This is a genomic window from Ramlibacter sp., from assembly GCF_036383835.1.
Lineage (GTDB): Bacteria > Pseudomonadota > Gammaproteobacteria > Burkholderiales > Burkholderiaceae_C > Ramlibacter.
Genome location: NZ_DASVNN010000084.1, coordinates 1 through 24,035, shown reverse-complemented (window position 1 = coordinate 24,035; position 24,035 = coordinate 1). Strand labels below are relative to the sequence as shown.

At 69.8% G+C, this 24,035-nt stretch carries 21 protein-coding genes; 12 read left to right on the top strand and 9 right to left on the bottom strand.

What is annotated here, in order from left to right:
* Positions 1-10: 10 nt before the first annotated feature.
* The 5 genes from cheD (at position 11) to VF522_RS13825 (ending at position 6,687) form a co-directional block, all read left to right on the top strand.
* A complete protein-coding gene (cheD, locus tag VF522_RS13845; RefSeq protein ID WP_330908861.1) occupies positions 11-616 on the top strand; it encodes a chemoreceptor glutamine deamidase CheD in 606 nt (201 codons plus the stop codon).
* Entirely contained in the window at positions 613-1,671 is a 1,059-nt protein-coding gene (locus VF522_RS13840; protein ID WP_330908860.1) for a chemotaxis response regulator protein-glutamate methylesterase, read from the top strand. Before cheD ends, VF522_RS13840 begins: the two co-directional genes overlap by 4 nt.
* A 46-nt stretch (positions 1,672-1,717) precedes the next feature.
* On the top strand, positions 1,718-4,165 hold the full coding sequence (locus VF522_RS13835; RefSeq protein ID WP_330908859.1) for a DNA internalization-related competence protein ComEC/Rec2: 2,448 nt from the start codon (positions 1,718-1,720) through the stop codon (positions 4,163-4,165).
* 65 nt (positions 4,166-4,230) lie between these two features.
* Positions 4,231-5,727, top strand: coding sequence for a circularly permuted type 2 ATP-grasp protein (locus VF522_RS13830; RefSeq protein ID WP_330908858.1), 1,497 nt, complete (start codon positions 4,231-4,233; stop codon positions 5,725-5,727).
* Positions 5,728-5,733: 6 nt separating this feature from the next.
* The gene (locus VF522_RS13825; RefSeq protein ID WP_330908857.1) at positions 5,734-6,687 is read left to right on the top strand and encodes an alpha-E domain-containing protein; all 954 of its coding nucleotides are present in this window, start codon (positions 5,734-5,736) and stop codon (positions 6,685-6,687) included.
* A 6-nt stretch (positions 6,688-6,693) separates the two neighbouring features.
* Here VF522_RS13825 and VF522_RS13820 read toward each other — a convergent pair whose 3' ends face one another.
* The 6 genes from VF522_RS13820 to VF522_RS13795 all read right to left on the bottom strand — a co-directional run bounded on the left by VF522_RS13820 (position 6,694) and on the right by VF522_RS13795 (position 12,852).
* Complete coding sequence (locus tag VF522_RS13820; RefSeq protein WP_330908856.1) at positions 6,694-7,053, bottom strand: STAS/SEC14 domain-containing protein; 360 nt, start codon at positions 7,051-7,053, stop codon at positions 6,694-6,696.
* A 76-nt stretch (positions 7,054-7,129) separates the two neighbouring features.
* Positions 7,130-7,762, bottom strand: a complete 633-nt coding sequence (locus VF522_RS13815; RefSeq protein ID WP_330908855.1) for an N-methyl-D-aspartate receptor NMDAR2C subunit — start codon at positions 7,760-7,762, stop codon at positions 7,130-7,132.
* Positions 7,759-8,895, bottom strand: coding sequence for a lytic murein transglycosylase B (gene mltB, locus VF522_RS13810; RefSeq protein WP_414709528.1), 1,137 nt, complete (start codon positions 8,893-8,895; stop codon positions 7,759-7,761). Before mltB ends, VF522_RS13815 begins: the two co-directional genes overlap by 4 nt.
* Positions 8,895-10,901 carry a DUF3488 and transglutaminase-like domain-containing protein gene (locus VF522_RS13805; RefSeq protein WP_330908879.1) on the bottom strand — a complete coding sequence of 669 codons (2,007 nt, stop codon included), beginning with the start codon at positions 10,899-10,901 and terminating at the stop codon, positions 8,895-8,897. The genes mltB and VF522_RS13805 overlap by 1 nt, the downstream gene beginning before the upstream one ends.
* Entirely contained in the window at positions 10,898-11,935 is a 1,038-nt protein-coding gene (locus tag VF522_RS13800; RefSeq protein WP_414709527.1) for a DUF58 domain-containing protein, read from the bottom strand. The genes VF522_RS13805 and VF522_RS13800 overlap by 4 nt, the downstream gene beginning before the upstream one ends.
* Positions 11,932-12,852: a MoxR family ATPase gene (locus VF522_RS13795; RefSeq protein WP_330908853.1), complete on the bottom strand. Its 921-nt coding sequence runs from the start codon at positions 12,850-12,852 to the stop codon at positions 11,932-11,934. Before VF522_RS13795 ends, VF522_RS13800 begins: the two co-directional genes overlap by 4 nt.
* Positions 12,853-12,895: 43 nt before the next feature.
* On the opposite strand from VF522_RS13795, the gene VF522_RS13790 reads away from it, so the two are divergent.
* The 3 genes from VF522_RS13790 to VF522_RS13780 are packed head-to-tail and all read left to right on the top strand — an operon-like array spanning position 12,896 to position 15,944.
* The gene (locus VF522_RS13790) at positions 12,896-13,840 is read left to right on the top strand and encodes a histone deacetylase family protein (protein ID WP_330908852.1); all 945 of its coding nucleotides are present in this window, start codon (positions 12,896-12,898) and stop codon (positions 13,838-13,840) included.
* A 2-nt stretch (positions 13,841-13,842) separates the two neighbouring features.
* A complete protein-coding gene (locus VF522_RS13785; RefSeq protein ID WP_330908851.1) occupies positions 13,843-14,634 on the top strand; it encodes an enoyl-CoA hydratase in 792 nt (263 codons plus the stop codon).
* Complete coding sequence (locus VF522_RS13780; RefSeq protein ID WP_330908850.1) at positions 14,631-15,944, top strand: mechanosensitive ion channel family protein; 1,314 nt, start codon at positions 14,631-14,633, stop codon at positions 15,942-15,944. Before VF522_RS13785 ends, VF522_RS13780 begins: the two co-directional genes overlap by 4 nt.
* Here VF522_RS13780 and VF522_RS13775 read toward each other — a convergent pair.
* The 3 genes from VF522_RS13775 to VF522_RS13765 form a co-directional block, all read right to left on the bottom strand.
* Positions 15,913-17,205: a TRAP transporter large permease gene (locus VF522_RS13775; protein ID WP_330908849.1), complete on the bottom strand. Its 1,293-nt coding sequence runs from the start codon at positions 17,203-17,205 to the stop codon at positions 15,913-15,915. The genes VF522_RS13780 and VF522_RS13775 overlap by 32 nt on opposite strands.
* Positions 17,202-17,687, bottom strand: a complete 486-nt coding sequence (locus VF522_RS13770; RefSeq protein WP_330908848.1) for a TRAP transporter small permease — start codon at positions 17,685-17,687, stop codon at positions 17,202-17,204. The genes VF522_RS13775 and VF522_RS13770 overlap by 4 nt, the downstream gene beginning before the upstream one ends.
* A gap of 86 nt (positions 17,688-17,773) precedes the next feature.
* The gene (locus VF522_RS13765; RefSeq protein ID WP_330908847.1) at positions 17,774-18,784 is read right to left on the bottom strand and encodes a TRAP transporter substrate-binding protein; all 1,011 of its coding nucleotides are present in this window, start codon (positions 18,782-18,784) and stop codon (positions 17,774-17,776) included.
* A gap of 280 nt (positions 18,785-19,064) precedes the next feature.
* Between VF522_RS13765 and VF522_RS13760 the strand changes: the two genes are divergently transcribed.
* From VF522_RS13760 to VF522_RS13745, 4 genes are all read left to right on the top strand, one after another.
* Positions 19,065-19,814: an electron transfer flavoprotein subunit beta/FixA family protein gene (locus tag VF522_RS13760; protein ID WP_330908846.1), complete on the top strand. Its 750-nt coding sequence runs from the start codon at positions 19,065-19,067 to the stop codon at positions 19,812-19,814.
* A complete protein-coding gene (locus VF522_RS13755) occupies positions 19,814-20,749 on the top strand; it encodes an electron transfer flavoprotein subunit alpha/FixB family protein (protein WP_330908845.1) in 936 nt (311 codons plus the stop codon). Before VF522_RS13760 ends, VF522_RS13755 begins: the two co-directional genes overlap by 1 nt.
* Positions 20,750-20,838: 89 nt before the next feature.
* Positions 20,839-22,629, top strand: coding sequence for an acyl-CoA dehydrogenase (locus VF522_RS13750; protein ID WP_330908844.1), 1,791 nt, complete (start codon positions 20,839-20,841; stop codon positions 22,627-22,629).
* Between the two features lie 105 nt (positions 22,630-22,734).
* The gene (locus VF522_RS13745; protein ID WP_330908843.1) at positions 22,735-23,712 is read left to right on the top strand and encodes a nitronate monooxygenase family protein; all 978 of its coding nucleotides are present in this window, start codon (positions 22,735-22,737) and stop codon (positions 23,710-23,712) included.
* Positions 23,713-24,035 lie beyond the last annotated feature (323 nt).

Here is a 24,035-nt window from a genome sequence, read left to right as displayed (position 1 = left end):
GGAGGCCGGCTTGATCGAATCCTCGGTCCCCCTGCAGTACTTCGACCGGGAATTCCAGGTCGAGGCGGTGAAGATCCTGCCGGGCCAGTACCGCGCGGCGCGCGGCGGCGCGATCACCACGGTGCTCGGCTCCTGCGTCTCCACCTGCCTGTGGGACCCCCTCACCCGCATCGGCGGCATGAACCACTTCATGCTCCCCGGCGACACCGCCAGCCCCGGTTCGCCCTGGGCGGCGTCGGCGCGCTTCGGCGTCTATGCGATGGAAGTGGTGATCAACGAGATGATCCACCTCGGCGCGGACCGCCGCCGCATGGTCGCCAAGGTGTTCGGCGGCGCGCAGCTGCTCTCCGGCTTCGACAAGCTGGACGTGGGCGCCAAGAACTCGGAGTTCGTGCTGGAGTTCCTGCGCGTCGAAGGCATCCGCGTGCTGGCGCAGGACCTGCTGGACGTCTGCCCGCGCAAGGTGCACTTCTTCGTCGACACCGGCAAGGTGCAGGTCAAGCGCCTGGGCCTGGCGCCCAGCGACCCGGTGCAGAAGCGCGAGCGCGAGTACCTGCGGCGGCTGGCCGTCAAGGACGGCGGCGGCGACGTCGAGATCTTCGCGAAGCCGAAATGATCCGCGTCCTCGTCGTCGACGATTCCGCCGTGATGCGCGCCTTCCTCGGGCGCGTCGTGGCCTCGCAGCCGGACATGGAGCTGCTGGGCGCCTCGCCCGACCCGCTGCTGGCGATCGACCGCATCCGCCGCACGCCGCCCGACGTGATCACGCTGGACGTCGAGATGCCGCGCATGAACGGCCTCGATTTCCTGCGCAACCTGATGGCGGTGCGGCCGCTGCCGGTGATCATGATCTCCTCGCTCACGCGCCAGGGTGCGGAGACGACGGTGCGCGCGCTGGAACTCGGCGCGGTGGACTTCTTCCCCAAGCCCTCCAGCTTCGACCAGCTGGAAGGCTACGCGCAGGAGATCGCCGAGAAGATCCGCGCGGCGGCGGGCGCGCGGGTGGTGCGGCGCCGCGCCGTGGCGCCGCAGCTCTCGCGCGAGGCCGTGTCGGGCTTCGTTCCGCTGTCGCAGCCGCCCGCGCCGGTGGGCGGCAACCGCGTGATCGGCATCGGCGCGTCCACCGGCGGCGTCGAGGCGCTGCGCGACCTGCTGACGAACCTGCCGGCGAACATGCCGCCGATCCTGATCGCGCAGCACATGCCGCCCGGCTTCACCGAGACCTTCGCCAAGCGCCTGGATTCGCTGTGCAAGCTGCGCGTCAAGCAGGCCGAGGACAACGAGGTGGTGCGCACCGGCGTCGCCTACATCGCACCGGGCGGCCGCCACCTGGAACTCGCGCGGCGCGGGGCGGGCTGGTTCCTGCGGGTCACCGACGACCCGCCGGTGAACCGCCATCGGCCTTCCGTGGACACGCTGTTCCGCTCGATCGCGCGCGCGGCCGGCTCGCAGGCCGTCGGCGTGATGCTCACGGGCATGGGCGGCGACGGCGCCGAGGCCATGCTGGAGATGAGCCAGAACGGCGCCTACACGATCGCGCAGGACGAGGCGACCTGCGTGGTGTTCGGCATGCCGCGGCAGGCGATCGCGGCGGGCGGTGTCCGCGAGGTCCTGCCGCTCGGAGAGATCGCGGGACGGCTCGAGTCGCTCACCCGCGCCTCCTCCAACTGAACGAGACGGCGCCTTCCGCGCCGGCCCGCACGCGCGTTGAACGCGCGTGACCTTTCCTCCGGCCACCCGTTCCGGCTCCGCCCTGGCCCCCTCGCTCCTCGGCTTCGTGCTGGGCGCGGCACTGCAGCTGCAGCAATCCGCGCTCTGGCCGGCCGGCCGCTACGCAGCGGGTGCGGTCCTCGCGGTCCTGCTCCTGCTGGTGGCCTTGGCGCGATCACGCCTGCCGTTTCGGCTGGCGTGCGTGCTGCTCGCCGCGCTCGCGTTCTCCTTCTCGCTGGCCGGCTGGCGCGCCTGCGCCTACGCGGCCGGCACGCTCGATCCGGCGCTGGAAGGCCGCGAGCTGTCCGTCACCGGCGTCGTCGCTTCCATGCCGCACCGCAACGAGGCCGGCCTGCGCTTCCGCTTCGAAGTGGAAGCGGCGCGGCTCGGCGAGCGCGCGGTCGCATTGCCGACGGACATCCTCCTGGGCTGGTACGGCGGCGTCGACGCGGGCTCCGAAGGACCCGCGCTGCAGCGCACCCCCGCCGACCTGCGCCCCGGCGAACGCTGGCAATGGAACGTGCGCCTGAAGGCGCCGCACGGCCACGTCAATCCGCACGGCTTCGACTACGAGCTGTGGCTGTGGGAGCAGGGCCTGCAGGCCACTGGCTACGTGCGCGCCGGCCCGCGCGACCCGCCGCCGCTGCGCCTCGCCGGCAGCTGGCGGCATCCGGTGGAACAGGCGCGCCAGCGCGTGCGCGACGCGATCTTCGAACGGGTGTCCGATGCGCGGCTGGCCGGCGTGATCGCGGCGCTGGTGGTGGGCGACCAGGGCGCGATCGAGCGCGCCGACTGGGACATCTTCCGCGCCACCGGCGTCGCCCACCTCATGAGCATCTCGGGCCTGCACGTCACCATGTTCGCCTGGGCGGCGTCGGCCCTGGCCGGCGCGCTGTGGCGGCGCAGCGCGCGCCTGTGCCTGGCCTGGCCGGCGCAGCATGCGGGCGTGCTGGGCGGCGTCGTCCTGGCGGCGGCCTATGCGCTGTTCAGCGGCTGGGGCGTGCCGGCGCAGCGCACGGTGCTGATGCTCGCCGTGGTCGGCCTGCTCAAACTCGGCGCGCGGGAGTGGCCCTGGCCGCACGTCTGGCTGCTCGCCTGCGCGGCGGTCGTCCTCGCCGATCCCTGGGCGCTGACGCAGCCCGGCTTCTGGCTCAGTTTCGTGGCGGTCGGCGTGCTGTTCGCCAGCGGCCCGGTGCACGATCGCGCGAGACAGCAGCCGGTCGGCGCCTGGCGGCGCGGGGCCGACGCCTTGCGCCGGCTGCTGCGCGAGCAATGGGTGGTGACGGTGGCGCTCACGCCGCTGTCGCTGCTGCTGTTCGGGCAGGTGTCGGTGGTGGGGCTGCTGGCCAACCTGCTCGCCATCCCCTGGGTCACGCTGGTGGTCACGCCGCTCGGACTCGCCGGGGTGCTGCTGCCACCCCTCTGGAACGCGGCCGCGCTGGCGGTCGAAGGGCTCGGCGCCGTGCTCGCCGGCCTCGCGGCAGTCCCCTACGCGACCTGGTCGACACCGGCGCCGCCCCTGTGGGCGGCCGTCCTCGGCGTGGCCGGCGGCCTGTTGCTGGCGATGCGGCTGCCTCCCGCCATGCGCCTGCTCGGCGTGCCGCTGCTGCTGCCGGTGCTCCTGTGGCAGGCCGCGCGGCCGCCGGCCGGCGAGTTCGAGCTGCTGGCGGCCGACGTGGGGCAGGGCAACGCGGTGCTGGTGCGCACCGCCGCCCACACCCTCCTGTACGACACCGGCCCGGGCTACAGCCGCGAGACCGATGCCGGCCAGCGCGTCCTCGTCCCGCTGCTGCGCGCCGGCGGCGAGCGCCTGGAGCTGCTCGTCCTGAGCCACCGCGACAGCGACCACACCGGCGGCGCGGCGGCCGTGCTGCGCATGCAGCCGCAGGCGCGGCTCCTGAGTTCGCTGGAGGAAGGGCACCCGCTGCAGGCCCTCGCGCCGGCCAGCCGCTGCGCCGCCGGCCAGTCCTGGGAATGGGACGGCGTGCGCTTCGAGCTGCTGCATCCGTCGCCGGGGAGTGCCGGCGCAAAGGTCAAGCCGAACGCGGTGAGCTGCGTGCTGGCGATCGGCAACGGCCGCGCCCGCGTGCTGCTGGCGGGCGACATCGAGCGGCCGCAGGAACTGGCGCTGGTGGAGGACGCGGCGCCCGCCCTGCGCGCCGACCTCCTGCTGGTCCCGCACCATGGCAGCAAGACGTCCTCCAGCGAGGCCTTCCTCGACGCCGTGCGGCCGGCGCTCGCCCTGGTGCAGGCGGGCTACCGCAACCGCTTCGGCCACCCGGCGACCGAGGTGATGGAGCGCTACGCCGGCCGCGGGATCGCGGTGGTGGCCTCCGCCACGTGCGGCGCCGCCTCCTGGTCGTCCCGCACCCCGCACCAGGTGCGCTGCGAACGGCGTTCCGCAACGCGGTATTGGCACCATCATGCGGCGCCCGCTGACAGATCTGGTGCATGAACTGCCGCTGAGTCGCCCCTTGCATGGCCGGGAAGTTGCTATCCTGTCTGCCGAGGAACGACTCCATGCAGAAATTCGACGAGATGTTCGCCCAGCTGCCCGGCAACGGACCGGTCCAGTTCCAGGGCCAGTCGATGGGAGGCATGTCGCAGGTGCAGTTGCAGGGGGTGCGTGACCATTACCGCACCTACGCCGACTGGCTGCAGCGGCAACCGCAGGAGACGATGAAGTCGCGGCGCGAGGAAGCGGAGGTGATCTTCCGCCGCGTGGGCATCACCTTCGCGGTCTACGGCGCCAAGGACGAGGACGGCTCCGGCACCGAACGCCTGATCCCCTTCGACCTGATCCCGCGCATCATCCCGGCGTCCGAGTGGCGCCTGATGGAAAAGGGCCTGGTGCAGCGCGTCACGGCGCTGAACCGCTTCGTCCACGACGTCTACCACGGCCAGGAGATCGTCAAGGCCGGCATCGTGCCGCTGGCGCAGGTCACCGGCAACGCGCAGTTCCGGCCGGAGATGGCGGGCGTCAACGTCCCCAACAACATCTATTCGCACATCGCCGGCATCGACATCGTGCGGGCGCCCAACGCGAAGGGCGAGGGCGAGTACTACGTGCTGGAGGACAACCTGCGCGTGCCCAGCGGCGTGAGCTACATGCTGGAAGACCGCAAGATGATGATGCGGCTCTTCCCGGACCTGTTCAGCGCCTATCAGGTCGCGCCGGTGATGCACTACCCGGACCTGCTGCTGGAGACGCTGCGCGCCTCGGCGCCGTCCACCACCGACGATCCCACGGTGGTGGTGCTCACGCCCGGCATGTACAACAGCGCCTACTTCGAGCACGCCTTCCTCGCGCAGCAGATGGGCGTGGAGCTCGTGGAAGGCCAGGACCTCTTCGTGCGCGAAGGCTTCGTCTACATGCGCACCACGCGCGGGCCGCGCCGCGTCGACGTGATCTACCGGCGGGTGGACGACGACTTCCTGGACCCGCAGGCCTTCCGCCCCAATTCCACGCTGGGTTGCGCCGGCCTGCTGAACGCCTACCGCGCGGGCAACGTCGCGCTGTGCAACGCGATCGGCACCGGGGTCGCCGACGACAAGTCGATCTACCCCTACGTGCCGAAGATGATCGAGTTCTACCTGGGCGAAAAGCCGATCCTCTCCAACGTGCCCACCCACATGTGCCGCAACCCGGAGGACCTGAAATACGTCCTCGCCAACCTGAAGGACCTGGTGGTGAAGGAAGTGCACGGGGCCGGCGGCTACGGCATGCTGGTGGGCCCCTGCGCCTCGCAGCAGGAGATCGAGGACTTCCGCCGCGCACTGCAGGCCCGGCCCGAGGGCTACATCGCGCAGCCGACGCTGTCGCTTTCCAGCTGCCCCACCTTCGTCGACCAGGGGGTGGCGCCGCGCCACATCGACCTGCGGCCCTTCGTGCTCTCGGGCAAGGAGGTGCAGATGGTGCCGGGCGGCCTCACGCGGGTGGCGCTGAAGGAGGGCTCGCTGGTGGTGAACTCCTCGCAGGGCGGAGGCACCAAGGACACGTGGATCCTGGAGGTCTGACGCCGCATGCTTTCACGTACCGCAGATCACCTGTTCTGGATGGCGCGCTACACCGAGCGCGCCGAGAACACCGCGCGCATGCTCGATGTGAACTACCAGACGTCCCTGCTGCCGCAGTCGGCCGCGGTCTCCAAGGTCGGCTGGCAGGGCATGCTCACCATCAGCGAGCTGATGCCGGCCTACCAGGCCAAGCACGGCGACATCGAGCCGCAGCGCGTCATGCACTTCATGGTCAAGGACGAAAGCAACCCGTCCTCGATCCTGTCCTGCCTGCGGGCCGCGCGCGAGAACGCGCGGGCGGTGCGCGGGTCGCTCACCACCGAGGTGTGGGAGACGCAGAACCAGACCTGGCTGGAGCTCAATCGCATGCTGCGCTACGGCGAATTCGAGCGCGACCCGGGCCAGTTCTTCGAATGGGTGAAGTTCCGCTCGCACCTGTCGCGCGGCGTGACCGTCGGCACCATGCTGATGGACGAGGCGCTGCACTTCATGCGGCTGGGCACCTTCCTGGAACGCGCCGACAACACCGCGCGGCTGGTCGACGTGAAGTTCCACGCCGTGCAGAGCGACTTCTTCGGCGCGGCCAGCGAGAAGGACCAGGAGTACGACTTCTACCACTGGAGCGCCATCCTGCGCAGCGTCTCCGGCTTCGAGATCTACCGCAAGGTGTACCGCGACGTGATCAAGCCGGAGCGCGTGGCGGAGCTGCTGATCCTGCGGCCGGACATGCCGCGCTCGCTGCACGCCAGCCTCAACGAGGTGGTGGCCAACCTCGCGATGGTCGCCAACGACCAGTCCTCGGAAACGCTGCGGCGCGCCGGGCGCCTGCGCGCCGAACTGCAGTACGGCAACATCGAGGAGATCCTGGCCAACGGCCTGCACGCCTTCCTCACGCAGTTCCTCGACCGCGTGAACGACCTCGGCGCGCGCATCAGCCGAGACTTCCTCATACCCGCCTGAACGGGTTCAGTCCTCGGTCAGCCAGCGGATCGCCCGGCCCTCGTCGTCGAACACGCGCACGTTGGTGCCCATGCGGCGCGCCGCCTTCTCGCTCACGCGGGTGATGCGTTCGGGCGGGACCAGCGAGGCGATGCGGTCCATGTGGTGCAGGCTGGCCGCGGCTTCCTCGCCGATGCGGAACTGCTGCCCGTGGTCGAACGGGGTGTGCACGCCGCGCAGGTCCACCAGCACGCGGCGCCCCTCCCAGGTCTCGCTCTCCACCCCGAGCAGGTGGATCATGGAAAGCAGCTCGGCGAACTGGGGCTCGCCGCTGATCGTCACGCGGACGTACTGCGCTTCCCTGTCGATCGCGAGATCGAATTCCATGGCAGGCCCGAATGTGCCAAAAGCGGCCACCGGCGGGTGAGGCGGATGTCACGAACCCGCGGCGCGCGAAAGGCTGTTACGGAAGTAACGTCTTCAGCCGTTCCTGGCTTTGCCGCAGGTTGGCGCGGGCGCGCGCCTCGAGCGCGTCGTGGAAGGGCGCGGTGAGATAGATGCGGGGGCGGGCCTCGAAGCCTGCCAGCACGGCGGCGCGTCCGCGATGGAACTCGGCGTCGGGCACGTGCGCATATTCCGCGCGGACCTGCCGTTCGTATTCCTGGAATCGGGCCCCGGCGGCGCCGAGGATCGCGAGGTCGACGTCGAGCAGCAGCGCCGTGTCGGGATCGTCGCTGGCCGAGTGGCCTTTCGTTGCCATGACCAGGGCGTGGACGCGCCCGGCGATCGCGGCGTCGCAGCCCGCGCCGACCACGGTGCGCTGCGCCCAGCCGGCGCTGAGTTCCTCGTTGTCGTGCCGCCGCGGGTCGTACACCGCGTCGTGGAACCACAGGGCCAGCTCCACCTCCGCCGGGTGCCTGGCCAGCGGGGCGGCCGCCTCGAAGTGCGCGAGGCATTCGCGCAGGTGCTGCAGCGTGTGGTAGTGCCGGTGCCGCTCGCTGCAGGCCGCGACCAGCTGGTTGTAGACGCCGCCCGGGATCTCGCCCGCGCCCAGCTCGCCCCACAGGCGCCGCCAGGAATCGCCGCCGACGTTCATCGGCTGCTCGCGGACTGGCGGCCCAGCGCCTCGCGCACTTCGCGGCCCAGTTCGATGACGGCCATCGCGTAGTAGCTGGACCAGTTGTAGCGGGTGATCACGTAGAAGTTCTCGGTGCCGGCCACGTAGGTGGGCGGCTCGCCGGCGTTCTGGAGTTCGATCAGCGCGAGCGGTCCCTTGTGCTCCTGGGCCGTACCCTCCAGCACCGCGCCTTTGGCCTGGAAGCTCGTCGCGCTGAAGGTCGGCAGGATGTCCGGTGCGAGCAGGGCGTCGAGGTCCAGCGTGGCCGGGTCGAAGCGCACCGGGTAGTGCGTCGGCATCCCGGTCTGCCAGCCGAAGCCCTTGAAGTAGTTCGCCACCGAGCCGATCACGTCCTCGGTGCTGCGGGCGAGGTCGACGGCCTTGTCGCCGTCGTAGTCGACGCCCCAGCGCGCCAGGCTGGTGGGCATGAACTGCGGCATGCCCCAGGCGCCGGCATAGCTGCCGCGCGGACGCAGGGGATCGCTGCCGTTCGCCTGGTGCCACGCGAGGAACTGCTCCAGCTCGCCGCGGAAGTATTTCGCGCGCTCTTCGGCACGCGGGTGGCTGGAAGGGAAATCGAAAGCCAGCGTCGCCAGCGCGTCGAGGATGCGGAAGTCCCCCATCTGCTGGCCGTAGATGGTCTCGACGCCGACGATGCCGACGACGATCTCCGCCGGCACGCCGAATTCCTTCTCGGCGCGCTCGAGCGTGGCGCGGTTGTCGTTCCAGAAGCGCACGCCGGCGGCGATGCGCACCGGATCGATGAAGCGGCTGCGGTACAGCCGCCAGTTCTTCGGCTGGCTGGCGGGCGGCGGCTGCATCAGGCGCGACACCACCGCCAGGTTCTGCGCCTGGCCTATCGTGCGCCGTACCCACTCCGCATCCAGGTTGCGTTTCGCCGCGACCGCATCGGCGAACTCCATCGCCTCCTGCCGCTCGGCGTACAGGGGGCCGGTGCGCTGGGGCATGGCGGCCGCGCGCGCCGACGGCCGCGGCCGCTGGGCGAGCAGCTGCGATTCCTCGCCGGGCGCCGCTTCCGGGGCTTGCGCCGGGGCGGCCAGCGGCAGCGCCAGCAGCAGGGGAAGGAGAAAGGTGAACGAGGGCATCGGCATCAGTGCGGGAAGGATAGCTGCTGCAGCTCGCGGCGCAGCTGGGCGAGGCTCGCCGCCGGCACGCGCGCGTACCGCTGGGCTTCGAGCTTCAGGAGCCACTGCGCCAATCCTCGCGCATCCGCGCCGAAACGTGTCGTGACAAGGTTCGCGATTTCGCGCGGCGGCGTGGCGGCGCCCACCTGCAGGCCCGCCTGCCCCAGCCGTTTGCGCACGCGCGCGAGCAGGCGCAGCCAGGGATCGTGCTGCAGCCGGTCCCACCAGCTCCACGCCGCGGCGGCCAGGGCCACCAGCACGACGACCGCGAGCAGCATGCGCGCCAGGTCCGCCCAGCTCGGCGAATCGAAGCCGAGGTCGCGCAGCAAGTTCAGCTGGCGGCTCTGGGTGTAGTTCAGGATCCACTGGTTCCAGCCGTTGTTCATCGCCTCCCAGGCGGCCTTCAGGTTGGCGGCGAGGTTGGGACTGACCGAGTCGATGGTGGACGCGATCACGCCCGGCGGCGCGACGAGGCGCTGGAAGGAGCCGGTGCGCGCGGGGGACACCACGGCCGTCGGATCGACGCGGACCCAGCCGCGGTCGGCCAGCCACACTTCGGCCCAGGCGTGCGCATCGCTTTGCCGCACGACCAGGTAGCCGTCGATCGCGTTCGGCGTGCCACCCTGGTAGCCGGTGACCACGCGGGCGGGGATGCTCATGGCGCGCATCAGCACGACGAAAGCCGAGGCGATGTGCTCGCAGAAGCCCGCCTTGCGGTCGAACCAGAATTCGTCGGCGGTGTGCTCGCCGTACACCCCGGGCTCCAGCGTGTAGGTGTAGCCGCCGGTGCGCAGCAGGCGCAGCGCCGCCTGCACCAGGGCCAGGGCGTCCCCGTTCGCGTTGTCGCGCAGCAGGGTGCCGGCGAGCTCCATCGTGCGCGGATTGAAGCCGGGCGGCAACTGCGTGTATTCCGGCAGCACGCCCACTCGACGCTGGGGACCGTGGCGGAACTTCACGTAGCTCGTCGCGTCGTAGCGCAGCAGGTCGACGATCGGCCGCGAAACCACCCACTGCAGGTCGCTCGTCATGGCCACCTGCATCCCCGGGACGTCCGGTGCGCGCGTGACGGCGTCGAGCGTGAGCAGCCACGGCCGGTTGTTCGGCGCCATCGTCACCTGGTAGCGCACCGGGTCGCCGAAGCCGGTGAGCTGCGGGTCGCCCAGCGACGGCGGCGGGAACCGCGTCATCGACCGGGCCAGCAGCGGCCGCCAGTCGCGGCCGTCGAAGGCGCTCAGCACCGGGCCGCGGAAATAGAGATCGAGCTGCTGCGGCGTGGGGCCCTGGAAGCGCACGCGGAAGGCGATGCTGTCGTCCAGCGCCAGGCTGGCGATCGTGCCCACGCGCATCTCCGAAGACAGCCCGCTGCGGCCGGTCATCGCGTCCGAGGGGATGCCCCACAGCGGCGCGAAGCGCGGGAACAGCACGAACAGCACCGCCATGATCGGCGCGCCCAGCAGCGCCATCCGGCCGGCCGTCTTCGCGGCCTCCTTCAGCGGCGGCCGGCCCACGGGCATGTGCGCGTTGACCAGCGCGGTCAGCAGTCCCAGCAGCGCGACGAGCATCGCCGCCGCCACCGCCAGCGACTGCGAGAAGAAGAAGTTCGTCAGCATGGTGAAGAAGCCGAGGAAGAACACGACGAACGCATCGCGCCTCGCCCGCAGCTCCAGCGTCTTCAGCGCCAGCAGCGCCACGATCATGGTGACGCCCGCATCGCGCCCGAGCAGGGTGCGGTGGCTGGCCCAGGTGCCCGCCAGCATCACGACCAGCAGCGCCACCAGCCACCAGCGTCCGGGCAGCGGCTTGGCCTGCACGGCGAGCGTGCCGCGCCACACCAGCACCACGCCCACCAGCAGCGAGCACCACAGCGGCAGGTTGGCCAGGTGGGGCAGCACCACCCAGCCGATCACCAGCAGCAGGAACAGCGTGTCGCGGCCGTCGCGCGGCAGCGTGGCGAGGCGGACGGCCGGATTCAGCACAGCGCCAGGGCCTCCAGGCAGCGGTGCTTGTGCGCCTCGCCCGCGCCGGGGCGGACCTGCGTGCCGGGCAGGCGCAGGCCGTAGTCCTGCCCCAGCCTGTCGGCCTGCAGCACCCAGGCGGCCAGGCGCGCCAGCCGCGCTTCGCGATCAGCCGCGCCCGCCTGCGCGAAATCCAGCCACAGCTCCATGCGCTGGGCCTGCATGGTGTCGCGGCTGACCAGTTCGTCGCTCTTGGCGGCCTTCTTCCAGACCACCAGCTTCAGCGGGTCCCCACGGCGGTAGCCGCGCACGCCCTCGAATTCGCCGCTGCTCTGCACGCGCGCCATGGCGGAGCCGCCCGAGCGCGGTTCGCCCGGCGGCAGCGGCGGCGGATGCGCTTCCGGTTGCGGGTAGACCAGCACCTGCGCCGCCGGCCGCCACACCGTCCACACGCGGAAGGTGCCGAGCGGGAAGCGGGTCTCGGCCGTCAGCGGCGGCACGCGGTGCAGGCCGCGGTGTCCCGGCTGGAAGGCCACCTGCACCGTGCAGCTGCCCTGCGCCGGCACGTCGGTCCAGGACCAGCGGTCCGCCTGGGTGGCGTCGAGCACGGCGAGGCCGATGCCGTGCCGCACCGTCTTGCGCGTGTTCCCGAGCACCACCGACAGCGTGGCGCTGGCGCCGGCGAACTGCGGCGGCGGCGGCATGAGGTTCAGGGTGAGGCCACGCAGCGTGGCGTGGCAAACGTACATGCCCACCGCGGCGCTGCCCGCGAGCAGGAAGGTGAGCAGGTAGCCGAGATTGAGCTGGTAGTTGATCGAGCCCACCAGCAGCACCAGCAGCGTCGCGCCCAGCATGAAGCCGGCCCGCGTGGGCAGGATGTAGACGTTGTGCTGGGTGAGGGCGAGCGTGTCCGCGAGGGGCAGGCGGGCCTGCCACCATTGGCGGAAGCGCTGGCGGATGTGCGGCACTGGGTTGAGCGTCGAGCGTTGAGCGTTGGGCGAGGGATCCCGCTGACGCTCAACGCCGAACGCTGAACGCTCAACTGCACTCATGGCAACGGCACCGCCTCGATCATCGCCCGAACCTGCTCCACCGGGCCGCGTCCCGCGTCGCCCACCGGCACCAGCCGGTGCGCCACCGTCTGCGGGAAGATCGCCTGCACGTCGTCGGGCGCCACGTAGTCGCGCCCGGACAACAGCGCCTGCGCCTTGGCCGCGCGGATCAGCGCGATGCCGGCACGCGGGCTCAGGCCCTGGAGGAACCAGCGGCCGGAGCGGGTGGCCGCCACGAGGTCCTGCACGTAGTCCAGCAGCGGATCGGCCGCGTGGATGGCCATGACCTGCTGCTGCAGCGCCTGCAGCTCGTTGGGCGACAGCGTGTGGTCCAGCCGCTCCACCATGTCGCGGCGGTCGGCGCCCGAGTACAGCGCGCGTTCGGCGGCGCGGTCCGGGTAGCCGAGCGAGATGCGCATCAGGAAGCGGTCCAGCTGCGACTCGGGCAGCGCGAAGGTGCCCAGCTGGTCGTGCGGGTTCTGGGTGGCGATCACGAAGAAGGGCGCGGGCAGGGCGCGCGTCTCGCCTTCCACCGTGACCTGCCTTTCCTCCATCGCCTCCAGCAGCGCGCTCTGCGTCTTGGGACTGGCGCGGTTGATCTCGTCGGCCAGCAGCACCTGCGCGAACACCGGGCCCGGATGGAAGATGAAGCCTTCCTTGCCGCGGTCGTATACCGACACGCCGGAGAGGTCGCTGGGCATCAGGTCCGCGGTGAACTGCACGCGCGAGAAGTGCAGGCCGAAGGCCCGCGCCAGCGCGTGGGCCAGGGTGGTCTTGCCGACCCCCGGGACGTCCTCGATCAGCAGGTGCCCCCCCGCCAGCAGGCAGGCCACGCAATCGCGCACCTGGCTGGGCTTGCCGACGATCACCGTGTTAAGCTGGTCCAGGAGCGTTTTGAGTTTTTGTCGTGCTTCCATGAACACGACCTTATCCCAATTTATCGCAGAGCCGAGGCGAGCAATGCACAAGACCGGCTATTTCACGCATCCGGATTGCAGGAGACACGACATGGGCCGGGGCCACCCGGAATGTCCGGAGCGAATCGACGCCATCCAGGACCGCATGCTGGCCTCGCGCCTGCTCGACGCCGTCGAACAGCGTGAAGCGCCGCTCGCCAGCCCGGAGGTCCTCGAGCTCGCGCACGACCCCGCGCACGTGGCGGCGATGACCGGCATCGCGCAGGAGGCGAGCGAGGAGGGCGGCGACGGCCTGGTGTTCATCGATCCCGACACCGCCATGAATCCCTACACCTGGAACGCCGTGCTGCGTGCCGCGGGTGCGGCGGTCGCCGCCACCGATGCGGTGATCGCCGGCGAGCTGGAAAACGCCTTCTGCGCCACGCGTCCGCCCGGACACCATGCCTGCCGCTCGCGCGCGATGGGTTTCTGCGTCTTCAACAACGTCGCGGTGGCCGCGCGCCATGCGCTGGAGCATCACGGCCTGCAGCGCGTGGCGATCGTCGACTTCGACGTGCACCCCGGCAACGGCACCGAGGACATCCTGTCGAACGACCCGCGCGTGCTGATGGTGGGGATCTTCCAGCATCCCTTCTATCCCTACAGCGGTTTCGGCGCGCATGCGGACAACATGGTGAACCTGCCGATCCCGGCGTACACCAAGGGCCCGGCGATCCGCGAGGCGATCGCGAAGCACTGGCTGCCGAAGCTCGAGGAATTCAGGCCCGAGATGATCTTCGTCAGCGCCGGTTTCGACGCCCACCGCGAGGACGACCTCGGCCAGCTCGGGCTGGTGGAGGCGGACTACACCTGGATGACCGAGCAGATCATGGACGTGGCGAAGCGCCACGCGAAGGGCCGCATCGTGTCGTGCCTGGAAGGCGGCTACAACCTCGATGCGCTGGGCCGCAGCGTCGAGGCGCACGTGCGCGCGCTGGCGCAGGTCTGAGCATGGACACGGGCCCGGCGCTGAAGGAACAGCGCGACGCGCGCGGCGTGGTCACGCTCACGCTGAACCGGCCCGCGAGCTTCAACGCCCTGTCGGAAGAGATGATCGCCGCGCTGCAGTCCGCGCTGGACCGCCTGGCGCCCGACGAAGGCGTGCGCGCCGTGGTGCTCGCCGCCGAAGGCAAGGCCTTCTGCGCCGGCCATCACCTCAAGGAGATGATCGCCAGTCCGGGGCTCGCCTATTACCAGCGGCTGTTCGCGCAGTGCAGCCGGATGATGCTGGCGATCCAGAAGCTGCCGGTGCCGGTGATCGCGCGGGTGCAGGGCATCGCCACTGCCGCCGGCTGCCAGCTGGTGGCGCAGTGCGACCTGGCCGTCGCCTCCAGCGAGGCGAGGTTCGCCGTCAGCGGCATCAACTACGGGCTGTTCTGCTCCACGCCCAGCGTGCCGCTGCTGCGCAACGTGCCGCCCAAGCAGGCGATGGAGATGCTGGTCACCGGCGAGTTCATCACCGCCGCGGAAGCGCAGGCCCGCGGACTGGTGAACCACGCCGTGCCGCCGGACCGCATCGACCACGAGATCGAGCGGCTGCTGGCGAGCATCCTCGCCAAGCCGCGCGTGGCGCTCGCCATGGGCAAGGAACTGTTCCACCGCCAGCAGGGCCTGGGCATCGAGGCGGCCTACCAGCTGGCCGCGCAGACCATGGCCGCCAACATGATGGACGCGTGCGCGCTGGAGGGCGTGACCGCGTTCACCGAAAAAAGAAAGCCCGCCTGGGCGCCACCGACGGAATGACCCCTCTCGAACTCACGCTCGACGAACTCAACCACCCGCGTCTTCTCTGGGAAACCTTCGTCCTCCTGGCCTGCCTGGGTGTCGCCTACGGCCTGGCCTGGCTGACCGGTCGCCACCGGCGCGCCGAGGACTCGGTGTGGTTCGGCAAGCACCTGTTCGACGGCCTGCTGTTCCCGCTGATCGCGCTGGGCCTGGCCTATTCGGCCCGGGTGGGTTTCGCCGGCCTGCAGAAAGTGCCGCTGCTGCGGCTCGCCGTGCCGGTGCTGCTCTCGCTGGTGGCGATCCGGCTGCTGGCGCGCGTGTTCCCGCTGGTGTTCCCGCGTTCGCCCTATGCGCGCCAGGTGGAACGCTGGGTCTCGTGGCTGGTGTGGCTGGTCGCGGTGCTGTGGATCCTGGGGCTGCTGCCCGCCGTGATGGCGGAGATGGAGGGCATCCGCTTCGCGCTCGGCAAGACGAAGGTGACGCTGCTGGGCATCGTGCAGGGGGTGCTGTCCGCCGGCCTGGTGCTGGTGCTGGCCCTGTGGCTGTCGGCCACCCTCGAACGCAAGGTGCTGCGCGACGCGGTGGCGGACCTGTCGCTGCGCAAGGTGACGGTCAATGCCATGCGCGCGATCCTGCTGACGCTGGGATTCCTGTTCGCGCTGTCCGCGGCGGGCGTGGACCTCACCGCGCTGTCGGTGCTGGGCGGCGCGCTGGGCGTCGGCATCGGCTTCGGCCTGCAGAAGCTGGCCGCCAACTACGTGAGCGGCTTCGTGATCCTGGCCGAACGCAGCGTGCGCATCGGCGACACGGTGCGGGTCGAGGGCTTCGAAGGCATCGTGGCGGACATCAAGACCCGCTACACGCTGATCCGTGCCGCCGACGGCCGCGCCTCGGTGGTGCCCAACGAGAAGCTGATCACCGAGCGGGTGGAGAACCTGTCGCTGGCCGATCCCCGGATGCTGCTGACGTGCGACGTTGCCGTGGGCTACGACAGCGACGTGCAGAAGGTGCAGGACCTGCTGGTGGAAGCCGCGGTCGCCACCCAGCGCGTGCTGACGGACCCGCCGCCGTCGTGCCGCCTGGTCGCCTTCGGCGCCGACGGCCTGGAGTTCCGCGTGCTGTTCTGGATCGACGATCCGCAGAACGGCCAGCTGAACGTGCGCTCGGACGTCAACCTGCGCATCCTGCGCTCGCTGCGCCAGGCCGGCATCGACATCCCTTATCCGCAGCGGGTGCTGCACGTGCGCCCTGCGGCACCGGGCGCCTTCGACGCCACGGTGCTCTCGTCCCCGACGCTCAACGCATCAGCGAAGGAAGCCAGAGGCTGAGCTGCGGGAAGGCGATCAGCACGCCGAGCATCACCACCATCACCGCCACGAAGGGCCAGCAGCCGCGGAAGATCTGGCCCAGCCCGACGCCCGGCAGCAGGGCGTTGAGCACGAACAGGTTCATGCCCACCGGCGGCGAGATCAGGCCGATCTGCACGATCATCACGATCAGCACGCCGAACCACACCGGGTCGAAGCCCAGGCCCGTGACGATCGGGAAGAACAGCGGGATGGTGAGCAGCACCATCGTGAGCTCCTCCATCACCGTGCCCAGGACCACGTAGATCCCCATCATCGCCACGACGACCATGGTCGGCGACAGGCCCAGGTGGGTGATCCAGTCCTTCAGGTCGCCCGGCAGCGTCGTGAAGTTCACGAAGTTGGCGAACAGGGTGGCGGCGATCAGCAGCGTGAACAGCATCGCCGTGGTGCGCGCCGATTCCACCAGCACCTCGAACAGGCTTTGCCAGGTGAGCCGCCCGCGCAGCCATGCGAAGAGGAAGGCGCCGGCGGCGCCGAAGCCCGCGCCCTCGGTGGCGGTGAAGAAGCCGCCGTAGATCCCGCCCAGCACCACCAGCACGAGCAGCAGCACGCCCCAGATCCCGCGCAGCGCGCGCCAGCGCTCCGGCCAGGGAGTCTTCGCGCCCGCCGGCGCATGTTCGGGGTCGCGCGAGGTGACGACGACGATCGCCAGCATCAGCATCGCGGCGGTCAGCAGGCCCGGGATCACGCCGGCGGCGAACAGCTTGCCGATGTTGGTCTCGGTGATGATGCCGTAGATCACCATGATGGTGGACGGAGGGATCATGATCCCCAGCGTGCCGCCGGCCGCCATGGTGCCGGTGGACAGCGAATCGCTGTAGCCCAGCTTGCGCATCGAGGGATAGGCCACCTTGCTCATGGTGGCGGCGGTGGCGATCGACGATCCGCAGATCGCGCCGAAGCCGGCGCAGGCCGCGACGGTCGCATGGGCGAGGCCGCCGCGCACGTGCCCGATGAAGGCGTAGGCGGCCTGGAACAGCTCGTGCGCGAGGCCGGCGCGCGCCACGAAGTTGCCCATCAGGATGAACAGCGGGATCACCGACAGCGTGTAGGCGAAGCCGGTCTCGTAGACCACCTGCGCCGTGCTCGCGAGCGCCGGTTGCCAGCCGCGCGTGAGGCCGATGCCGGCGAAGCCCACGAGGCCCATGGCGAAGGCGAGCGGCACGCGCAGCAGCGCCAGCAGGAAGATGGCGCCGAAGCCGAGGAGTGCGGCGGTCACAGCGCGGCCCCCTCACCCTCGAAGCGGTCGTGCGGCTTCTCCCGCAGCAGCGCCAGGTGCACGAGGCCGGTCAACCCGCACAGCACCGCCATCCCGTAGATGAACGGGTACTTGGGGATCTGCAGTTGCGCCGTGGTCTCGTGCGCCTCGGCGAACTGGCCGCCGGTGCGCCACATCAGCCAGGCCAGCCCGAGCAGCACCACCGCGCACAGCAGGTGCACCAGCACCGTCTGCAGGCGCCGCACCCACAGCGGCAGGAAGGGATCCAGCGAATCGAATTCCACGTGCTCGCCGCGGCGCGACACCAGCGGCAAGGCCGCGAAGATCACCACCACCATCAGCAGTTCGGTGAGCTCCAGCGAGCCGGGGATGGAATTGGCAAGGGCCTTGCGGCCGATCACGTCGAAGAAGGTGAGGGCCATGATCGCGAACAGCGCGATCCCGGACAGCAGCCCGCACAGGAGTTCCAGCAGTTTGTTCAAGGTCTCGATCCGTCTTGTTTGGGGGCGCGCGAAAAAGCGGCACCCGGAGACCTCCCCGGTTGCCGCCCTGGTCCGGCGAGCAGCGCCTATTTCGACTGCCTGGCGATCTCGGAGCGGAACTCGGCGAGCACCTTGGCGGCGTCCTTCAGGCCCTTGGCCTCGGCGTCCTTCGCCCACTTCTGCTCGAGCGGCGCCGCCTTGGCCTTGACGTCGCCGACGAACCTGGCATCCGCCTTCACGACCTGCACGTTGTTGGCCTGCATGAGGCCGTAGGCGCGGCGGTCCACCTTGTCCCAGTGGCGGCCGACGATGCGCGCCGCCACTTCGCCGGAGGCGGCGTCGACCGCCTTCTTCTCGTCGGCGCTCAGCTTGTCGTACTTCGCCTGGTTCATCAGGAGGACGAAGCTGGTGTTGTACAGGCCGCCCGGGAAGGTGGTGGCGTGCTTGATGATCTTGTCGATCTTGAAGGACTCGATCGATTCGGCCGGGAACAGCGTGCCGTCCATGACGCCGCCCGAGAGCAGCTCGTAGGACTCCGGGGCCGGCTTGAGCGTGACGTTCATGCCGAGCACCTTGGAGATCTCGTTGACCATGCCGCCGCCCACGCGCCACTTGAGGCCCTGCAGGTCCTCCAGCTTCGTCACCGGCTTCTTGGTGTTGAACACGATGCCGGGGCCGTGGGTGAAGAAGGCCAGCACCTTCACGCCCTCGTGCTCCTTGAGGAACTCGGGGTGCTTCATCGCGACCTTGTTGAAGGCCGCCGAGATGCTTTCGGCGGAATCGCCCAGGAAGGGGAACTCGGCCATCTGCGTGAACACGAAGCGGCCCGGCGTGTAGCCGTGCACGGTGAACGACACGTCGGCCAGGCCGTTCTTCACCGCGTCGAAGGTGCCCTGCGGCGCCGCCACGGCACGCGGCAGCTGGTTGCACTTGATCTTGCCCTTGGCGTTCTTCTCCACCAGTTCGCACCACTCCTTCTGCGCGAGCGTCAGCGCATGCGTGGGCGGAACCCAGCTGGAGGTGGTGAGGACCGTCTGCGCGCCGGCGGGAGCGGCGAACGCGGCCGCGGCGGCGAGGGAAAGCAGGAAGCGTTTCATGACCAACGAACTCCTTTTTTCAAGTGCGGACGAATGTAAGACGCGGGTGCGAGCGCACCGGTCCTGACTTACCCGCATGGCTGTGCAGGCGAATGTCCGGGGCGGGACATTCGAGCAGGGCTTCTCCACCAACGACGCCGCGTTGCCCCCTATAATCCAAAAACGAACGGTCGTTCTTTTTTGTTTCGAATCGCCGTTTCCGGGGAAGCGGGCCCGCCGCGCCGCATAGAATTTCCGGTTTACGTACACGTCAATTCGACAACTCCAGGAGTGCCCTGAAATGAAGGTCCTTGTCCCGGTGAAGCGGGTGGTGGACTACAACGTGAAGGTCCGCGTCAAGTCGGACAACACGGGTGTGGACATCGCGAACGTCAAGATGAGCATGAACCCCTTCGACGAGATCGCGGTGGAAGAGGCCGTGCGCCTGAAGGAAAAAGGCATCGTCACGGAAGTGATCGCCGTGTCCTGCGGCGTCCAGCAATGCCAGGAGACGCTGCGCACGGCGATGGCGATCGGCGCCGACCGCGCCATCCTGGTCCAGACCGACGAGGAACTGCAGCCGCTGGCCGTGGCCAAGCTGCTCAAGGCGCTGGTCGACAAGGAGCAGCCGGGCCTGGTGATCCTGGGCAAGCAGGCGATCGACGACGACTGCAACCAGACCGGCCAGATGCTGGCGGCCCTGGCCGACCTGCCGCAGGCCACCTTCGCTTCCAAGGTGGAAGTGGCCGACGGCAAGGCGAAGGTGACGCGTGAAGTCGACGGCGGCCTGGAGACGATCTCCATTTCGCTGCCGGCGGTGGTCACCACCGACCTGCGCCTGAACGAGCCGCGCTACGTGACGCTGCCCAACATCATGAAGGCGAAGAAGAAGCAGCTCGACACGGTGAAGCCGGAGGACCTGGGCGTGGACGTCAAGCCGCGCCTGAAGACGCTGAAGGTCACCGAGCCGCCCAAGCGCGGCGCCGGCGTGAAGGTGCCCGACGTCGCGACGCTCGTGCAGAAACTCAAGACTGAAGCCAAGGTGATCTGATGCCCGCTCTCGTCATCGCAGAACACGACAACAAGTCCATCAAGCCCGCCACGCTGAACACCGTCACGGCCGCTGCCGCCTGCGGCGCGGGCGACGTGCACGTGCTGGTCGCCGGCGCCAACGCTGGCGACGCCGCCAAGGCCGCGTCCCAGGTCGCCGGCGTGGCCAAGGTGATCCACGCCGACGGCGCGCAGTTCGAACACGGCCTCGCCGAGAACATGGCCGCGCAGGTGCTGGCCATCGCCGGCAGCTACTCGCACATCCTGTTCCCCGCCACCGCCAGCGGCAAGAACGTCGCCCCGCGCGTCGCGGCCAAGCTGGACGTCGCGCAGATCTCCGACATCACCAAGGTCGACAGCCCCGACACCTTCGAGCGCCCGATCTACGCCGGCAACGCGATCGCCATCGTGCAGAGCGTCGACAAGGTCAAGGTGATCACGGTGCGCACGACGGCTTTCGATCCGGCAGCGAACTCCGGTGGTTCCGCCGCGGTGGAGAGCGCTACTTCCGTCGGCGACAGCGGCAAGAGCAGCTTCGTCGGCCAGGAGATCGCGCAGAGCGACCGTCCCGAGCTCACCGCCGCCAAGATCATCGTCTCGGGCGGCCGCGCGATGGGCTCCAGCGAGAAGTTCCACGAAGTGCTGGAGCCGCTCGCCGACAAGCTCGGCGCCGCCATCGGCGCTTCGCGCGCCGCGGTGGACGCGGGCTACGCGCCCAACGACCTGCAGGTCGGCCAGACCGGCAAGATCGTCGCCCCGCAGCTGTACATCGCCTGCGGCATCTCCGGCGCGATCCAGCACCTGGCCGGCATGAAGGACTCCAAGGTGATCGTGGCGATCAACAAGGATCCGGAAGCGCCGATCTTCAGCGTGGCGGACTACGGCCTGGAAGCGGATCTGTTCCAGGCGGTGCCGGAGCTGATCAAGGCGCTGTAAGGCGTTTGGCGTCGGGCGTTCAGCGTTGAGCGTGAACGTCCGGCGCGGCATTCCACGCTCAACGCTCAACCCTCAACGGTGAACCCACCATGAGCTACACCGCCCCCGTCAAGGACATGCTCTTCGACATCGAGCATCTCGCTCGCATCGAGGAGATCGCGAAGATGCCCGGCTTCGGGGAGGCCGGCCTGGAAACCGCGCAGGCGGTGCTCGGGGAATGCGCGAAGTTCAACGAGGGCGTGGTCGCCCCGCTGAACGCCGACGGCGACCGCAACCCTTCCAGCTGGAAGGACGGCCAGGTCGCCACCACGCCCGGCTTCAAGGACGCCTACCGGCAGTACGCGGAAGGCGGCTGGCAGGGCCTGCAGCATCCCGCCGACTTCGGCGGCCAGGGCCTGCCCAAGACCATCGGCGCCGCCTGCGGCGAGATGCTCAATTCCGCGAACCTGAGTTTCGCGCTCTGCCCGCTGCTCACCGACGGCGCGATCGAGGCGCTGCTCACCGCGGGCTCGGACCAGCTCAAGGCCGTGTACCTGGAAAAACTGGTGACCGGCGAGTGGACCGGCACCATGAACCTCACCGAGCCGCAGGCGGGCAGCGACCTCGCGCTGGTGCGCTCGCGCGCCGAGCCGCAGCCCGACGGCAGCTACAAGGTCTTCGGTACCAAGATCTTCATCACCTACGGCGAGCACGACATGGCGGACAACATCGTCCACCTGGTGCTGGCCCGCATCCCCGGCGCGCCGGAAGGCGTCAAGGGCATCAGCCTGTTCGTCGTGCCCAAGTTCCTGGTGAATGCCGACGGCTCGCAGGGCCAGCGCAACGACGTGCATTGCGTGAGCATCGAGCACAAGCTCGGGATCAAGGCCTCGCCGACCGCCGTGCTGCAGGACGGAGACGGCGGCGGCGCCGCCGGCTTCATCGTCGGCGAGGAGAACCGCGGCCTCGAGTACATGTTCATCATGATGAACGCCGCCCGCTATGCGGTGGGCGTGCAGGGCATCGCGGTGGCGGAGCGTGCCTACCAGCAGGCGGTGGCGTACGCCAAGGAGCGGGTGCAGTCGCGTCCGGTCGACGGCTCGGTGAGCGGGCCCGCGACCATCGTCCACCACCCGGACGTGCGCCGCATGCTGATGACGATGCGCGCGTACACCGAAGGTTGCCGCGCGATGGCGACCGTGGCCGCCGCCGCCTACGACGCCGCGCACCACCATCCGGATGCGGAAGTGCGCCGGCAGAACCAGGCTTTCTACGAGTTCCTGGTGCCGCTGGTGAAGGGCTACAGCACCGAAATGAGCCTGGAGGTCACGTCGCTGGGCGTGCAGGTGCACGGCGGCATGGGCTTCATCGAGGAGACCGGCGCCGCGCAGTACTACCGCGACGCCAGGATCCTCACCATCTACGAAGGCACGACGGCGATCCAGGCCAACGACCTCGTGGGCCGCAAGACGGCCCGCGACGGCGGCCGCACGGCGCAGGCGATCGCCGCGCAGATCGAGAAGACCGAGGGCGAGCTGGCCAGGCGCGACAGCGCCGACGCGCGCGCGGTGGCCAGGCGCCTCGCGGCGGCGCGGCAGGCTTTTCTCGACGTGGTCGGCTTCGTGGTGCAGCAGGGCAAGGCTTCGCCCAACGCGGTGTTCGCCGGCTCGGTGCCTTACCTGATGCTGGCCGGCAACCTGATGGCGGGCTGGCAGATGGCGCGTGCGCTGCTGGTCGCCGAGGACCTGTTGCGCAAGGGACAGGACGCGGCGTTCATGCGCGCGAAGATCGCCACCGCGCGGTTCTACGCCGACCACCTCCTGGCCAAGGCGCCGGGGCTGCGCGACAGCATCGTCGAGGGCGCGGACAGCGTCACGGCGCTGCCTCTCGAAGCGTTTTGAATTTGCGTCGGGGTTCGGGCTTCGCCGCTCACCCCGACCTACCAGGCCTTAGCATTTCGTAGGGCGGGGTGAGCCCGCAGGCGAACCCCGCCGACAGGAGATCCGATGTCCAAACTGCCGCCCGTCCTGCGCAACCTCCCGCTGCCGGTGATCGCCTCGCCGATGTTCATCGTCAGCAACCCGAAGATGGTGATCGAGCAGTGCAAGGCGGGCGTCGTCGGTTCCATGCCGGCGCTCAATGCGCGGCCCGCCTCGCAGCTGGACGAATGGCTGCACGAGATCGAGGAAACGCTGGCGGCCTGGAACCGCGCGCAGCCCGAGCGGCCGGCGGCGCCGTACGCGATCAACCAGATCGTGCACAAGAGCAACGACCGGCTGGAGCACGACATGGAAGTGGTCGTGAAGCGCAAGGTGCCGATCGTGATCACCTCGCTCGGCGCGCGGCAGGACGTCAACGAGGCGATCCACTCGTACGGCGGCGTCGTGCTGCACGACATCATCAACAACACCTTCGCGCGCAAGGCGATCGAGAAGGGCGCCGACGGCCTGATTGCGGTGGCGGCCGGCGCCGGCGGCCACGCGGGCGTCAAGAGCCCGTTCGCGCTGGTGCAGGAGATCCGCGAGTGGTTCGACGGCCCCATCGCGCTGTCCGGCGCGATCGCCAACGGCGGCGCGATCCTCGCCGCGCAGGCGCTGGGCGCGGACTTCGCGTACATCGGCTCCGCCTTCATCGCCACCCACGAAGCGCGCGCCAGCGAGGATTACAAGCGGGCGATCGTGGAGGGCTCGTCCGACGACATCGTCTATTCGAGCCTCTTCACCGGCGTGCACGGCAACTACCTCAAGGCCAGCATCCGCAACTCCGGCCTCGATCCGGACAACCTGCCGGAGAGCGATCCCAGCAAGATGAGCTTCGGCGGCGGCGAAGGCAGCAAGAAAGCCTGGAAGGACATCTGGGGCTCGGGCCAGGGCATCTCCGCGGTGAAGGAGGTGACGCACGTCGCCGACTTCGTCGCGCGGCTGCAGCAGGAGTACGCGCAGGCGCGCGCCCGGCTGGGGATGCCGGTGCTGGCAGCCGCCTGACTTCCGTCATCCCCGCGCAGGCGGCCTCTTCGTCATCCCCGCGCAGGCGGGGATCCAGGGCTTCCTGTATTGAAGCGGCTGCGCCGCTTTTTTTCCGCTTTTTTGCATCGCGCCGGCTGCCAGCCCCCGCGCGGGCGGGGCCGGGGTCGCGCTGGCATGGCGTCCTTCGCGCCTTTCGGCGCTTCGGCAAACCTGCGAGGACCGGGCAGGCGGCCCCCGCGACCGAACTCGCTGCGTGTTTGCCCGCGCGCGGTCAAACACTCCGCTCAGACACCGGTGTCGCGAGCCAGAAACGTACGCGCGGCTCGATACGCTTCGCTCTC

Coding starts and splice junctions, on each gene's coding strand:
- VF522_RS13840 (WP_330908860.1), top strand. CDS start 613: ATGATCCGCGTCCTCGTCGTCGACGATTCCGCCGTGATGCGCGCCTTC.
- VF522_RS13830 (WP_330908858.1), top strand. CDS start 4,231: ATGCAGAAATTCGACGAGATGTTCGCCCAGCTGCCCGGCAACGGACCG.
- VF522_RS13825 (WP_330908857.1), top strand. CDS start 5,734: ATGCTTTCACGTACCGCAGATCACCTGTTCTGGATGGCGCGCTACACC.
- VF522_RS13820 (WP_330908856.1), bottom strand. CDS start 7,053: ATGGAATTCGATCTCGCGATCGACAGGGAAGCGCAGTACGTCCGCGTG.
- VF522_RS13815 (WP_330908855.1), bottom strand. CDS start 7,762: ATGAACGTCGGCGGCGATTCCTGGCGGCGCCTGTGGGGCGAGCTGGGC.
- mltB (WP_414709528.1), bottom strand. CDS start 8,895: ATGCCGATGCCCTCGTTCACCTTTCTCCTTCCCCTGCTGCTGGCGCTG.
- VF522_RS13800 (WP_414709527.1), bottom strand. CDS start 11,935: ATGAGTGCAGTTGAGCGTTCAGCGTTCGGCGTTGAGCGTCAGCGGGAT.
- VF522_RS13795 (WP_330908853.1), bottom strand. CDS start 12,852: ATGGAAGCACGACAAAAACTCAAAACGCTCCTGGACCAGCTTAACACG.
- VF522_RS13790 (WP_330908852.1), top strand. CDS start 12,896: ATGCACAAGACCGGCTATTTCACGCATCCGGATTGCAGGAGACACGAC.
- VF522_RS13785 (WP_330908851.1), top strand. CDS start 13,843: ATGGACACGGGCCCGGCGCTGAAGGAACAGCGCGACGCGCGCGGCGTG.
- VF522_RS13780 (WP_330908850.1), top strand. CDS start 14,631: ATGACCCCTCTCGAACTCACGCTCGACGAACTCAACCACCCGCGTCTT.
- VF522_RS13765 (WP_330908847.1), bottom strand. CDS start 18,784: ATGAAACGCTTCCTGCTTTCCCTCGCCGCCGCGGCCGCGTTCGCCGCT.
- VF522_RS13760 (WP_330908846.1), top strand. CDS start 19,065: ATGAAGGTCCTTGTCCCGGTGAAGCGGGTGGTGGACTACAACGTGAAG.
- VF522_RS13755 (WP_330908845.1), top strand. CDS start 19,814: ATGCCCGCTCTCGTCATCGCAGAACACGACAACAAGTCCATCAAGCCC.
- VF522_RS13750 (WP_330908844.1), top strand. CDS start 20,839: ATGAGCTACACCGCCCCCGTCAAGGACATGCTCTTCGACATCGAGCAT.
- VF522_RS13745 (WP_330908843.1), top strand. CDS start 22,735: ATGTCCAAACTGCCGCCCGTCCTGCGCAACCTCCCGCTGCCGGTGATC.